The 13723-nt window shown below is 60.0% G+C and carries 16 protein-coding genes and 1 tRNA gene; 14 read left to right on the top strand and 3 right to left on the bottom strand.

Going from position 1 to position 13723, the window contains the following annotated elements; all coding sequences use genetic code 11:
• The first annotated feature begins 26 nt into the window (after positions 1-26).
• The 6 genes from ACK3EW_RS04585 to ACK3EW_RS04560 all read left to right on the top strand — a co-directional run bounded on the left by ACK3EW_RS04585 (position 27) and on the right by ACK3EW_RS04560 (position 4807).
• The gene (locus ACK3EW_RS04585) at positions 27-830 is read left to right on the top strand and encodes a TatD family hydrolase (RefSeq protein WP_493808643.1); all 804 of its coding nucleotides are present in this window, start codon (positions 27-29) and stop codon (positions 828-830) included.
• Complete coding sequence (locus ACK3EW_RS04580; RefSeq protein ID WP_493808642.1) at positions 830-1633, top strand: MBL fold metallo-hydrolase; 804 nt, start codon at positions 830-832, stop codon at positions 1631-1633. Before ACK3EW_RS04585 ends, ACK3EW_RS04580 begins: the two co-directional genes overlap by 1 nt.
• A 46-nt stretch (positions 1634-1679) precedes the next feature.
• Positions 1680-2615, top strand: coding sequence for an AEC family transporter (locus tag ACK3EW_RS04575; protein WP_439119543.1), 936 nt, complete (start codon positions 1680-1682; stop codon positions 2613-2615).
• 122 nt (positions 2616-2737) lie between these two features.
• Positions 2738-3019, top strand: coding sequence for a hypothetical protein (locus ACK3EW_RS04570; RefSeq protein ID WP_493808641.1), 282 nt, complete (start codon positions 2738-2740; stop codon positions 3017-3019).
• Positions 3020-3131: 112 nt separating this feature from the next.
• Entirely contained in the window at positions 3132-3782 is a 651-nt protein-coding gene (locus ACK3EW_RS04565; protein WP_493808640.1) for a GntR family transcriptional regulator, read from the top strand.
• Positions 3779-4807, top strand: a complete 1029-nt coding sequence (locus ACK3EW_RS04560; RefSeq protein WP_493808639.1) for an AbrB family transcriptional regulator — start codon at positions 3779-3781, stop codon at positions 4805-4807. The genes ACK3EW_RS04565 and ACK3EW_RS04560 overlap by 4 nt, the downstream gene beginning before the upstream one ends.
• A gap of 48 nt (positions 4808-4855) precedes the next feature.
• Here ACK3EW_RS04560 and ACK3EW_RS04555 read toward each other — a convergent pair.
• Positions 4856-4942: transfer RNA gene (locus ACK3EW_RS04555), tRNA-Leu, on the bottom strand.
• A 71-nt stretch (positions 4943-5013) separates the two neighbouring features.
• Positions 5014-5505: a DUF2306 domain-containing protein gene (locus ACK3EW_RS04550; RefSeq protein ID WP_493808638.1), complete on the bottom strand. Its 492-nt coding sequence runs from the start codon at positions 5503-5505 to the stop codon at positions 5014-5016.
• Between the two features lie 93 nt (positions 5506-5598).
• Between ACK3EW_RS04550 and ACK3EW_RS04545 the strand changes: the two genes are divergently transcribed.
• The 8 genes from ACK3EW_RS04545 (at position 5599) to ACK3EW_RS04510 (ending at position 13068) form a co-directional block, all read left to right on the top strand.
• Positions 5599-6372, top strand: coding sequence for a LytTR family DNA-binding domain-containing protein (locus ACK3EW_RS04545; protein ID WP_493808637.1), 774 nt, complete (start codon positions 5599-5601; stop codon positions 6370-6372).
• A gap of 5 nt (positions 6373-6377) precedes the next feature.
• Positions 6378-7076: a lipoyl(octanoyl) transferase LipB gene (gene lipB, locus ACK3EW_RS04540; protein ID WP_493808636.1), complete on the top strand. Its 699-nt coding sequence runs from the start codon at positions 6378-6380 to the stop codon at positions 7074-7076.
• A 69-nt stretch (positions 7077-7145) separates the two neighbouring features.
• A complete protein-coding gene (locus tag ACK3EW_RS04535) occupies positions 7146-9080 on the top strand; it encodes a PhoX family protein (protein WP_493808635.1) in 1935 nt (644 codons plus the stop codon).
• A 267-nt stretch (positions 9081-9347) separates the two neighbouring features.
• Positions 9348-11021, top strand: coding sequence for a cytochrome c oxidase subunit I (gene ctaD, locus ACK3EW_RS04530; RefSeq protein ID WP_493808634.1), 1674 nt, complete (start codon positions 9348-9350; stop codon positions 11019-11021).
• A gap of 117 nt (positions 11022-11138) precedes the next feature.
• Positions 11139-11360: a type II toxin-antitoxin system CcdA family antitoxin gene (locus ACK3EW_RS04525; RefSeq protein ID WP_493808633.1), complete on the top strand. Its 222-nt coding sequence runs from the start codon at positions 11139-11141 to the stop codon at positions 11358-11360.
• Between the two features lie 2 nt (positions 11361-11362).
• The gene (locus tag ACK3EW_RS04520; RefSeq protein WP_493808632.1) at positions 11363-11662 is read left to right on the top strand and encodes a CcdB family protein; all 300 of its coding nucleotides are present in this window, start codon (positions 11363-11365) and stop codon (positions 11660-11662) included.
• Positions 11663-11668: 6 nt separating this feature from the next.
• On the top strand, positions 11669-12160 hold the full coding sequence (locus tag ACK3EW_RS04515) for a DUF2244 domain-containing protein (RefSeq protein WP_493808631.1): 492 nt from the start codon (positions 11669-11671) through the stop codon (positions 12158-12160).
• Between the two features lie 11 nt (positions 12161-12171).
• Positions 12172-13068, top strand: a complete 897-nt coding sequence (locus ACK3EW_RS04510) for a hypothetical protein (protein ID WP_493808630.1) — start codon at positions 12172-12174, stop codon at positions 13066-13068.
• Between the two features lie 58 nt (positions 13069-13126).
• On the opposite strand, the gene ACK3EW_RS04505 is transcribed toward ACK3EW_RS04510, so the two are convergent.
• Positions 13127-13591: a GatB/YqeY domain-containing protein gene (locus tag ACK3EW_RS04505; protein WP_493808629.1), complete on the bottom strand. Its 465-nt coding sequence runs from the start codon at positions 13589-13591 to the stop codon at positions 13127-13129.
• Positions 13592-13723 lie beyond the last annotated feature (132 nt).

Here is a 13723-nt window from a genome sequence, read left to right as displayed (position 1 = left end):
CTGCCTGCATCCCTGATACCAGCCTCATGTTGACACCACAGATCACCGACAGCCATTGCCATCTGGACTTCCCGGATTTCAACGACGAACGCCCCGAGGTGATCGCCCGCGCGCTGGACGCGGGCGTGCGCCGGATGGTCACTATCTGCACCCGCCTGCGGTTAGAACCGCAAGTGCGCGCGATTGCCGAAGCGTTTGACCCTGTGTTCTACGCCGCAGGCACCCACCCGATGAGCGCCGCCGATGAACCCCTGACAACGGTCGATGAACTGGTCAAACTGGCGCAGCATCCAAAATTCGTCGGCATTGGCGAGACCGGACTGGATTACCACTACACCTCCGAAAGCGCCGAGATTCAAAAAACCTCTCTGAAAGTGCATATCGAGGCGGCGCAGGAAACTGGCCTGCCCCTGATCATCCATGCCCGCGCGGCGGATGACGACATGGCGCAAATCCTCACAGATGGTTTCAAGACCAAGCCCTATACCTGCGTGATGCATTGCTTTTCGTCGTCCCCCGAACTGGCCCGCGCGGCACTCGACCTTGGATTCTACCTGTCCATGTCCGGCATCGCCGCCTTCCCCAAAAGCCAGGAGCTGCGCGATATCTTCGCCACCGCCCCGGTGGACCGCGTTCTGGTGGAAACCGACAGCCCCTACCTTGCGCCTCCGCCCCATCGCGGCAAGCGCAACGAACCAGCCTACACAGCCCATACCGCCCGCGTTGGGGCTGACATCTACGGCATGGACTACGCCGATTTCGCCGCCCAGACCGAGGCGAATTTCGACCGCCTGTTCTGGAAAGCCGCGCAATACGAGGCCGTCGCATAATGGGCGAAATGCGTTTCACCATTCTGGGCTGCGGATCATCCGGCGGCGTGCCGCGTCTTGGTGGCCACTGGGGCGCATGCGATCCCGACAACCCCAAGAACACCCGCCGCCGCTGTTCGATGCTGGTCGAACGGGTCACGGATGACGGCATTACCCGAGTGCTAATCGACACCAGCCCCGACATGCGCGCGCAATTGCTCAGCGCAGGAGTCGGAGAACTGGACGCGGTGGTCTACACCCACAGCCACGCCGACCATGTGCATGGGGTCGATGACCTGCGGATGATCGTGTTCAACATGCGCAAGCGCCTGCAGGTCTGGGCCGATGGTGACACCCAGAACGACCTTTTCTCGCGTTTCGGCTATGCCTTTGTGCAACCCTCGGACAGCCCCTATCCGCCGATCCTTGATATGAACACCATCAACGGTCCCGTCACTGTGGATGGTGCAGGGGGCACCGTCACCCTGACTCCGTTCAAGGTCAACCACGGCAGCATCGACGCGCTGGGGTTCCGCATTGGCGATCTGGCTTACCTGCCGGACGTTGCCAAAATCCCCGAGGACGTCTGGACAGAACACTTGCAAGACCTTGACGTCTGGATCCTCGACGCGCTGCGCCGTGATCCGCACCCGACCCATGCGCACCTCGCGCAATCGCTGGAATGGATGGAACGCGCGAAACCGCGCCAAGGCGTGCTGACCAACATGCATATCGACCTCGACTATGCGACCGTCGAAGCCGAGACCCCCGACCACATCACACCGGCCTATGACGGCATGGTGATCACGCAGCCTCTGGGGTGACGCCGACCGTACGATACGGCGGGCAAACCGTACGGACGCGCGGCTGATGCAGGCGCTGCTCGATATTATTCTGCCCGTCTTTCTGGTTGTCGGCTTTGGCTACCTGGTGGCATGGCGCGGGTTGCTGTCGGCGGCGTCCATTGACGGGCTGATGTCCTTTACTCAGAACGTCGCCATCCCTTGCCTTCTGTTTCGCGCGATCTGGACGCTGGATCTGGGTGACAGTTTCTCGGTTCCCCTGCTGATCAGCTTTTACACCGGGTCCTTGACCTGCTTTGTCGTGGGGCTGTTTGGCGCACGCTACCTGTTCAATCGCGACTGGGAAGATGCAGTCGCCATCGGCTTCACCTGCCTGTTCGCCAACTCGGTCTTGCTGGGCCTTGCGATCACCGAACGCGCTTTTGGGCCAGATGCGCTTTCTGCCAATTATGCCATCATCGCGCTGCATTCGCCCCTTTGCTACGGGCTGGGCATCACGACAATGGAGTTCGTCCGCGCCCGCGCCGCAGGCCAGCCGAACCGCAATCTGCCAGTGATCGTGGCCAAGGCCATGTTCCGCAACGCGTTGGTGATTGGCATCGCCATCGGGGCGGTGTTCAATGTGTTCAACGTCACCCTGCCAGCGCCCTTTACCGATGCGCTCGACATGATGGTGCGCACGGCCCTGCCAGCAGCGCTGTTTGCGATGGGGGGTGTGCTGTTCCGCTACCGGCCCGAGGGTGACATGCGCATCATCCTTTTTGTTTGTGCCATCAGCCTTTTGCTGCATCCAGCGATCACATGGACCCTTGGCACCAGCTTTGATCTGGACGACAGCGCGTTCCGCAGCGCTGTGCTGACCGCCGCAATGGCGCCGGGTGTGAACTGCTATGTCTTTGCTAACATCTATGGCCGCGCCCGACGGGTGGTTGCGTCCTCAGTACTGATGGCAAGCGCGTTGTCGGTGATCTCGGCATGGTTCTGGTTGGGCACGCTTCCGTAAGAATCTCTCTACATTTAGAGGGATTACATAACCGCGCCGCGAGACCCTGTGGCGCGACTTCGGAACTTTGCGCCTCAAATCTGCGTTGATCCGGTGAACCGCTGCTAAACGGAAACCAGACCATGACACGCATGATTGCCATTTTGATGTTGACCCTGACACCCCTGACCCTTGCGGCGGAAACCTTGCCCGAGGTCATCAGCACCTATGTCACCGATTTCGACGCGGTCAAACTCGACAAGGACGCACAAGGCGCAATCCTCGGCATTCACGACCGCACCGATCTGTCGCACGGCATGAAACTGTTGCTGATCCATGAAGAATTGCAAAAAGCCGGGGCGCTCGAACACGCAAACGTACACGGCGTTACGCCTGAGCCTTTCCAACTGTCCCAAGCGGACTGACCCCCCAGCAACGACAAGTAAACGCGCCACATCCGGTGCGTTTTTTACGTCGACAGAGGTTTGACACACTCTTATTGGTGCCGTACTGATATTGTATCCAAACGGATACAATATGTCAGATCTCAAAACACCCCCCTTTTCCAGCGGTGAGGCAGCTTATGCCAGCCTGATCGACGCGTTGCGCAGCGGTGACTTTGCGCCCGGCGACCGGCTGCGCGAAGAAGACGTGGCCAAACGGCTCAACCTGTCCCGCACCCCTGTCCGCGAGGCGCTGCGGAGGCTTGAAAACAACGGTATCGTCGAACATCGCCCCCGCATTGGCGCGGTGATCCGCAAACTATCCCAGACCGAAGTGGTCGAATTTTACGAGATGCGGATCGTTCTGGAACGCACCGCAGCAAGCATGGCCGCACAGCACGGGTCCGAGGCAGAGTTTGACGCGCTGGATGACATGAATGGGCGCATCCTTGACGCGCGGGACACGCCGACCTTGGGGGCTGCGATCAATCAGGATTTCCACGAAGCGCTTTACCGCGCTGCCCGCAACCGCTTTTTGTTGGCCTCGGCCGAGGCGATCAACAACGCGCTGATTTTGCTGGGGCCAACCACCTATCTTGACCCCGACCGCATCCGTATCGTCGTGTCGCAACATAGCGACGTGATCACAGCCCTGCGCCAGCGTGACGGCGACCATGCCGCCGAGGCTGCTGAAGCACATCTGCAAACCTCGCTACGCTACCGGCTCAAGGGAATGTCGGCGTGATCGTCGTTCTGCGCACCTTTGCCATCGCAGGCGTGGGCGTGGCCTTGTTCAAGCTACTTCACCTGCCCCTGCCTTGGCTGATGGGACCGATCTTTGCCTGTCTTGCCGCCGCGCTGGCTGGGGTCAAGATGCGCGGGATCAAGCCGCTCAACGACACGATGCGCACGATCCTTGGCGTTGCGGTGGGCGCAACACTGACCCCTGCCGTTTTGGCGACGTTCCCGGCGATGTGGCCCACGTTGCTTTTGGTGCCGATCATGGTCGCTGTAATCGGGGTGATTGGTGTGCCCTATTTCCAGCGCTTCTGCGGCTATGATTTCGCCACCGCCTATTACGCCACAATGCCCGGTGGGTTGCAGGACATGATCGTCTTCGGAGAAGAGGCCGGGGCCAATGTTCGCACACTCAGCCTCATCCACGCGACACGGGTGATGGTGATCGTGGTCGCCCTGCCCTTTTTGCTGATCGGCATCTGGGAGGCGGATCTGTCAAACCCACCCGGTGCGCCTGCGACCAGTATCCCGCCCTTGGAATTGATGATGATGACAGTCTGCGCCATTGCCGGATGGAGACTCGCGAAACGGGTGGGCCTTTTCGGGGCGTCGATCCTCGGCCCGCTGATCATCACCGCCGCCCTGACGCTGGCGGGCGGCTTGCACAACCGTCCCCCAGCCGAGGCGATCTGGGCGGCGCAGTTCTTTATCGGAATGACCATCGGCACCAAATATGCCGGGATCACCATGGCCGAGATTCGCAAGGACTTGGCCGCCGGATTGGGCTTTTGCGGCATCCTGATCGTGCTGACCCTGATCTTTGTCGAGGCGATCTACGGTCTGGGCCTTGCCCCCGGGATGGAGACGCTCTTGGCCTTTGCCCCCGGAGGTCAGGCCGAATTGACGGTGCTGGCGCTGATCGTGGGGGCTGACGTGGCCTTTGTCGTGGCGCATCATGTATTGCGGATTTTCGTCGTCATCATGGGCGCACCATTGGCGGCGCGGGTGTTTCGGACGCGACTTGCAAAGTAGCAAACCGTAGTTTGCAAAACTTGATCGTCCCGATGATGATCTGAAAAATGGTGCGGTCGAGAAGACTCGAACTTCCACGGGAGTTACCCCACAGCGACCTCAACGCTGCGCGTCTACCAATTCCGCCACGACCGCACTGTCTTGACTTGGTAGGCGGCTCATTAGCGAAGGTCGCAATCGGGGGCAAGGGCAAATTTCGACAAACTTCATGCCCATGCCCGCTGGCGCAGCCGTGGCAGGAACACACGCAGCGCGACCAGCCCAAGAAGTGCTGCGATCACCACCCAACCCAGTTGTGACGGCTCTCCGAACAGCATTTGATTCATTGTGCGCCCCGGCAGAAACGTGAACGCCCCAGCGATGATCAACCCGTTCGAATATAGACTGCGAAAGATCGCCTCGTGCCGTGCGATATCGCGGGCGATGGCGGCGTTGATCCCGCTCCAAAGTGACCATAGCGTAAGAACCGCAAATCCGTGCAAAGGGCCGATGCCGATCGGCGTGAAATGTGATGGGATCAGGAAGGAAGCGACCGCCAGAACGGTCATGGCGATGACCCAGAGATAGCCGACGACCTTGTGTGTCCGGTCTCTCCTGCGACGATAAAGTGCAAATGGCCCAAGGATCAGAGCGAACACGGCGGCGATGATATGAAGCTGAACAGGCAGCGGAGCAGAGAGAAAAGGCAAAAGCGTCATGGCGTCCTCTTGTCGTTGAGTTGTTGATGGGGCACCAAAACGACGCGGCACCGATTGCCGCCAGAGAGGATACGCAAATGACGGCCCAGCTTCGTGAGTGACCCGCGCCCGCAGCTCGCGCTTCGTGAATGGCGGCGGCATTTGCTGCATCCGCTGACCCTGACAGCGCTGTCGGCAGTGAGCCTGGTGCTGTGTCTGATCGGGCCGTTCGGCACCTTGTCGTCGCTCTCGCTGCTGCCGCGCGCCGCCTATTGGACGGTGCTGACCGTTCTCGGATATGTCATCGGCTACCTTATCGCCTACGCGGTCTTGCGGCCTTCGCTCTCCGGCATGGCGCATCTGGCCCGTATTCTGCTGGCGGGATGCCTGACCGGCTGCGCAATGACTGCGCTGGTCAGTGCGCTGAACTGGCTAGTCTTTGGCGTTGTGCCCTTTGGCTCTGGCAGTCTGACGCTGGCCGGCACGACTCTGGTGATCTCGGTGATCGTGATGGCCGTTATCGACCTGTTCTCGCGGCACCTATCCCCTGCGCCGGCAGACGCGCCACAGACTGTCCCTTTACTCGACCGCCTGCCCTTCGACAAACGCGGGCCACTGGTCGCGATCTCGGTCGAGGATCATTATGTCCGGGTGCGCACCACCAAAGGCGAAGAGATGATCCTGCTGCGCCTTGCCGATGCGATCCGCGAAGTGGGTGCCACAACCGGCGCGCAGGTCCACCGCTCGCACTGGGCCGCCTTCGATCAGGTCACCTCGGCCACCCGCGATGGCGACCGCGCTGTGTTGCAGATGACCAAAGGGGGTGACATCCCGGTCAGCCGCCGCCATATCCCGACGATCAAGGAGGCGGGACTGTTGCCCCGGTAGGAAGCATGGTTGAATGGCGCATCACCGACGGGTTGACGGATTACGACGAGGCCGTCGCTGTCATGGAGGCCCGCGCGGCGGCGATTGCTGAAGGCACCGCCGAGGAATTGGTTTGGCTGGTCGAGCATCCGCCGTTGTATACTTCGGGGACCAGCGCCAAGGTTGAAGACCTGAAAGACCCCGATCGCTTTCCCGTTTACTCGACCAAGCGAGGCGGCCAGTATACCTATCACGGCCCGGGACAGCGCGTGGTTTATGTCATGCTTGACGTTGGCAAGCGTGGGCGCGATGTGCGGTGTTTCGTGCAGGACCTTGAACGCTGGGTGATTGCCACGCTGGGTGAGTTCGGTCTGACCGGTCATATCCGCGATGGGCGCGTCGGGGTGTGGATCGAACGGCCGGACAAGAAACGCCTGCCGGATGGTAAGATCGCCGAAGACAAGATCGCGGCCATCGGCATTCGCCTGCGCAAATGGGTGAGCTTTCACGGCATCTCGATCAATGTGGAACCAGACCTGAGCCATTTCGACGGCATCGTGCCCTGTGGGATTACGCAATACGGGGTGACATCTCTGGTCGATCTTGGATTGCCAGTGACAATGGATGACCTTGATGTTGCGCTGCGGCAAAGTTTTGAAGACGTTTTTGGCGATGATGCAAAACTGAATCAAACCTGTCACGGAACTGATACCCGAATCCGGTGAATTGCCTGCGACCGGTGCGGCGTGTGACGCCGTTCATCGGCTTCAGGCAATCATCATCGGACATGGATCATGACACCCAAAGATATCCACAATCTTTCTGCAGACGAATGGGACGAACTGAATTTCCCGCGCCCCGAGGGCAATGACTTCGACAAGGTGGTCGAGCGCGCGATTTCCCGCCGCGGTTTCCTTGGTGGTGTTCTGGCCTTCGGTTCGGGTGCCGCTGTCATGGGCGCAGGCATGCTCAAGGGCAGCACTGCCATGGCGCAGCCTGCGTCGCGCTTCCCGTTCACACCGATTGCGGCCCAGACCGACGGTACAATCCACGTGCCCGAAGGGTACAGTTGGAAGACCGTCGTCCGCTGGGGCGATGCGCTTTTCTCGGATGCCGAAGGCGCGTTTGACCCCGCCAACGGCGTGGCGCTCGAGCATGCAGACCGCGTGATGGGCGAAAACACCGACGGCATGGAATTGTTCAATGTCGACGGCCGCGAGATTTTCGTCGTCAACAGCGAGTACGTGAACCCCAAGGTCAACCTGCCGCACACCGAAGACGGCATGCCGAAATCGCTGGACGATGTGCGCACCCTGCAAAGCTTTCAGGGCGTGACCGTCATGGAACTGGCACAGGGCGATGATGGCTGGAACGTCGTGATCGACAGCCCCTACAACCGCCGCATCCACCACAACACGCCGATGACGTTCTCGGGTCCGGCGGCTGGCCATGACCTGCTCAAGACCGAAGCCGATCCGACCGGCATGGAATCTCTGGGCACGTTCAACAACTGCGGGTCCGGCCGGACTCCGTGGGGCACGTACCTGACCTGCGAAGAAAACTTTAACGGCTATTTCGGTGCTGTCTCCGAAGTCTCCGCCGACTCCATGGTCATGGACGGCTTCAGCCGCTACGGCGTGTCGACCAAGGTCGATGCGGGCCGCTATAACTACCATGGCTTCGATCCCCGTTTCGACGTAGCAACCAACCCGAACGAGCCACATCGCGCGGGCTATATCGTGGAAATCGACCCGGCGAACCCGGACTCGACCCCGATCAAGCACACCGCTCTGGGCCGGTTCAAGCACGAGAACGCCGCCTATGGCATCGCCGCCGATGGCCGCGTCGTGGTTTATATGGGCGACGACGAGCGTGGCGAGTTCATGTACCGCTGGGTCAGCAATGACGTCTACGTGCCGGGCGAAGATACCTCGACCCTGTTGGTGGACGGCACGCTGTCTGTCGCCGTTTTTGAGGACGACATGAGCGGCCGCTGGGTTCCGCTGACACCGGCGACAACCGGTATGGACCAGGCGATGATCTCGATCTTCACCCGCATGGCGGCCTCCAAGGTCGGCGCGACCACGATGGACCGTCCCGAGTGGATCGCGGTGCACCCGAACGCATCGGAAGCCTATTGCTGCCTGACCAACAATTCGCGTCGCGGCGTGCTGAACGACGATGGCACCGTGCGCACCAATGCCGGTGGCGACCCGATGACGGTCAACGCGGTCAACCCGCGCGACACCAACCGCTACGGTCAGATCGTGCGCTGGCGCCCCGAGGGCGGTGACCACGGTTCCGACGGTTTCGCATGGGACCTCTACGTGATGGCCGGTAACCCGACCGTTGCAGAGGGTGCACAGGCGGGCTCTGCCAACATAAACGCTGGCAACCTGTTCAACTCGCCCGACGGCATGGTCATCGACTCGACCGGGCTGATCTGGATTCAGACAGACGGCAACGACAGCAACGAAGGTGATTTCGCTGGCATGGGCAACAACCAGATGCTGGCAGGCGACCCTGTCACTGGCCGCATCGAGCGCTTCCTGACCGGCCCGAACGGCTGTGAAGTCACCGGCCTGTGCTGGTCGACCGACCGCCGCACCATGTTCATCGGCATCCAGCACCCGGGTGACAATGGTGGAAACTGGCCCGATGGCGAAGGCAGCCTGCCGCGTTCGGCTGTTGTCGCCGTCACACGTGACGATGGTGGCTTGGTCGGCTAAGCCAGCCCCGTAAATTTGAGAGTCCCGGACACCCGCGTGTGCCCGGGGCTTTTTTCTGGCCCAAGTTATTGCCTTGGTCCAGACACTTAGGAAGTTTCTCAGACTCTTTCAGCACATTCGGTTTGCAACCAAAGTGCGACAATAAAGTTTGATCTGCGTCAAATACGTCCGTTGCCGAGGCTGGCCTCACATTCTAAAACGGCCATGGAACAAATGGCGCTCGGAGAATCCCTGCGCCTTTTTATTGGGAACCAGCAGGAGGCAGATATGGCAGACGCCGCCATTCACGGCCACGAACATGAAGACCAGCGCAGCTTTTTCACTCGCTGGTTCATGTCCACGAACCACAAGGATATCGGGATTCTCTACCTGATCGCCGCCGGTCTCGCGGGCTTCATTTCGGTGGCCTTCACCGTTTACATGCGCATGGAGCTTATGAACCCCGGTGTTCAGTACATGTGTATGGAAGGCGCCCGCCTGACCGCAGCAGCGGTGGGCGATTGTACCCCCAATGGACATCTTTGGAACGTGCTGATCACCGGCCACGGCATCCTGATGATGTTCTTCGTGGTGATTCCGGCGCTGTTCGGCGGTTTCGGCAACTATTTCATGCCGTTGCAGATTGGTGCACCGGACATGGCGTTCCCGCGTCTGAACAACCTGTCCTTCTGGCTGTTTGTTGCCGGTACGACGCTGGCCATCTGTTCGGTCTTTGCCCCGGGCGGTAACGGTCAGCTGGGGTCTGGTGTGGGCTGGGTTCTGTATCCGCCACTGTCGACCAATGAGGGCGGCATGTCGATGGACCTCGCGATCTTTGCGGTCCACGTCTCGGGTGCATCGTCGATCCTTGGTGCGATCAACGTGATCACCACCTTCCTGAACATGCGCGCACCGGGCATGACGCTCTTCAAGGTGCCGCTGTTTGCCTGGTCGATCTTTGTCACAGCCTGGCTGATCCTTCTGGCGCTGCCGGTTCTGGCGGGTGCGATCACCATGCTGCTCACCGACCGTAACTTCGGCACGACCTTCTTTGATCCTGCTGGCGGTGGTGACCCGGTTCTCTACCAGCACATCCTGTGGTTCTTTGGTCACCCGGAAGTGTACATCGTGATCCTGCCCGCGTTCGGCATTATCAGCCACGTGATCGCAACCTTCAGCCGTAAGCCGATCTTTGGTTATCTGCCGATGGTCTGGGCGATCATCGCGATTGGTGCCTTGGGCTTTGTCGTGTGGGCGCACCACATGTACACGGTGGGTATGTCGCTGACACAGCAGTCCTACTTCATGCTGGCCACGATGGTTATCGCGGTGCCGACAGGGGTCAAGATCTTCTCGTGGATCGCCACGATGTGGGGCGGCTCGATCGAGTTCAAGACACCGATGCTCTGGGCGTTCGGCTTCTTGTTCCTCTTCACTGTTGGTGGTGTAACCGGGATCGTTCTGAGCCAAGCCGCGGTGGACCGTGCGTATCATGACACCTACTACGTTGTTGCACACTTCCACTACGTGATGAGCCTTGGTGCGGTGTTCGGCATCTTTGCGGGGATCTACTTCTACTTCCCGAAGATGACCGGCAAGATGTACCCGGAATGGGCAGGTAAACTGCACTTCTGGACCTTCTTCGTTGGCACGAACATCACGTTCTTCCCGCAGCACTTCTTGGGCCGTCAGGGTATGCCGCGCCGCTATATCGACTATCCGGAAGCGTTCGCATACTGGAACTACATCTCGAGCTGGGGCGCGTTCCTGTCCTTCGCATCGTTCCTGTTCTTCATCGGTGTGATCGCATGGAGCCTTGCAAAAGGCCGCGCCGAAACAGCGAAGAACCCGTGGAACGAATATGCGGACACGCTGGAATGGACCCTGCCCTCCCCGCCGCCCGAGCACACCTTCGAGCAGCTGCCGAAGCGGGAAGACTGGGAAAAGACACACGCGCACTAAGCTGTGTGTGAGTGGAAACGAAAGGCCCCGGTGGAAACGCCGGGGCCTTTTGCTATCAAACATACCGTTGTTTGCGGGTAGGTTTTGCGGTAGCGTTTGGAGCAAAGGAGCCTGTCTATGCCACGCAAGTCCACCAGTCTCAGCCTAGACGCCGACCTCATCGCCCGTGCCAAGGATGCAGGCGTGAACCTGTCCCGTGCCGCCGAAGCGGGGATCGAGGAATATGTTCGCCGCGCTGAGGCGGAGCGTTGGGCGGACGAGAACAAGACCGCGATTGAGGCCTATAATCGCCGGGTGGAACAAGACGGGTTGCCGCTCGATGCGTATCGGAAGTGGTAGGGATGGCGCGCCAATACGATGTCTACCAAACGGCCAACAAGACATATGTCCTTATCCTGCAAAGCGATACATTCGAAAGCCTGGCGACCCGCGTTGTCGCCCGGCTGGTTCCGGAAAACTGGCCGGAGCCCCCATTGAAACATCTGTCGCCAAAGCTCTTTCTGGGTGATCTCACGCTCCGCCTGCAAAGCACGGAAATGGCCACTTTGAGCAGGAAAGAAATGGGCACGTTTATCGGCTCGGCCGCGCATCAGCGTGACGAGATTATCGGGGCTTGCGATCTTCTTCTGACCGGGTATTGAACCACCATGCCCTATACTTGGACCGACACCTCTCAGGATAACCAGGAACTGCGCCTGTGGCCGCACCAATCGCTGCCTGCGCATGGGTTTGCGGCAACGATCCTTGGCATCTTCACCCTTTCGACAATCCCGCTTTATGGGCTGATCGGAACAGTGCTGCTGTGGGGCATCCTGCCCTTCATGCTGATGGCGCTGGGTGCCATTTGGTACGCGTTGCGGCGGAACGAGCGGGATTTGCAGATCATGGAGGTTCTGACCCTCACCCCAGACGACCTGCATCTGACACGGCAAACGCCGAAAGGCGCGCCGCAGGAGTGGCATTGCAACCCCTACTGGACGCAAGTGAACATGCACCACAAAGGCGGACCGGTTCCGCACTACGTGACGCTGTCCGGTGCCGGAAGAGAGGTTGAGATCGGCGCGTTTCTGAGCGAAGACGAACGCAAAGTGCTATACGCGGAACTGAGTGAGAAGGTTCGCCGCATCGCCACCCCCTGACCCGAGGCTTCATGGCACAGGTTCCCGCCGTTCCGAAACTCACCCGCGCACACCATTTGCTGCGCACGACACTGTTTGGGCGGACTGATCACACGGCGGATATGGTCGCCTCTGAACGCGCGGCGCTTGCCTTGCGTGCGGCCGGTCCGAAAGGAGCAACTGCGCAGCAGGTGACGTTCCTGCTGCCAATGGTTGGGCCAGATCATGTGGGCGACTGGGATGCGGTTGTGGCGCGGCTGCGGACCACCCTGGAGGGTTTTGTGGCACAGGATGAGCCGTCATGGCGCGCCGCGGTCTGCTGCCAATCCGCCCCTGACCTTCCTGACGATCCACGCATCACCTACTTGCCCTTCACCGACCCAACACCCGGAAATGACAAGTGGCGCAAGCTGCGTGTGCTCTGCGAGGCGTTGCCCAATCTGGCGTCGGCGCCGGGTTATGCGATGTCTTTCGACGCGGACGACCTCTTGCGCCAAGGCACGGTGAAAGAGATGCTCACCCGGCAAGAGCGTGGTGGGTATCTGGTGCAATCCGGCTATGTGATGGACGTGTCGACAGGTGATATCGGACTGGCAGACAGGCGCAGCTGGACCACTCCGTTGCGCAAGCCATTCTGGAAGCTCTGCGGCAGTTGCGCGGCGGTCTATCACGATCCTTCCAATCCGACCTCAACCACCTTCATGTCCGAGATGACCCAACACGAACACCGGATGTTTCCATATCTGGCAAAACTAGCCGGACAAGAACTGACAGCGCTGTCGCAGCCGTCTGTCCTCTACATGCTGAACCATGGCGAGAATTTCGGCGCGCGGCGGGGACGCGTGGGATATAAGACGCGGTTCGTGCAGCGCTATCGGATCGACGATCGCGACATTCTGGACACCCTCAGAGGTGAGTTCGGTCTGTGACACCGGAGAGCCCTGCGTCGACGCAGGGCCGCGTTTCCGTTGACGGAAACGCGCCTGTTCACAGGGCTGCGAGCCGGTCCTTCACCATGCCGCCGACCGCACCGAAATCCATTTGCCCGGTGTATTTGGATTTGAGCGCCCCTATGACGCGGCCCATGTCCCGGATCGACGATGCACCTGTTTCGGCCACCGCAGCATCCACGGCTGCAGTCACCTCATCATCCGAAAGCTTTCGCGGCAAGAACTCTTCGATCACGCCGATTTCCGACAACTCGCGTTCCGCCAGATCAAGCCGCCCACCCTCTTCATAGGTCTTGGCGGTGTCCTTGCGTTGCTTGACCATTTTACCAAGGATGCCAAGGACTTCGTCGTCCCCCACCCCGTCGTCATTGCCTTCCCCGCGCGCCGCGATGTCACGATCCTTGATCGCCGCGTTGATCAGTCGGAGGGTCGAAAGCCGTGCACTGTCCTTGTCGCGCATCGCCTGTTTGATAGACGTGTTGAGCCGGGTGCGAAGGTCCATGAATTCCTATCCCATGGTTGAACGAGCGCGCACATTAAGCGAGGACACATTCAGAAGCAAGCACCCAGCACTTACGCTAAGTCATTGAAAAATCTAGACATCACATTTTCCGACTTCCCTTGACCACAAGGC

This window comes from Marivita sp. NO-S04 (genome assembly GCF_059070475.1).
The sequence above is the reverse complement of the archived record's forward strand: the minus strand, read 5'-3'. Positions and strand labels throughout refer to the sequence as shown.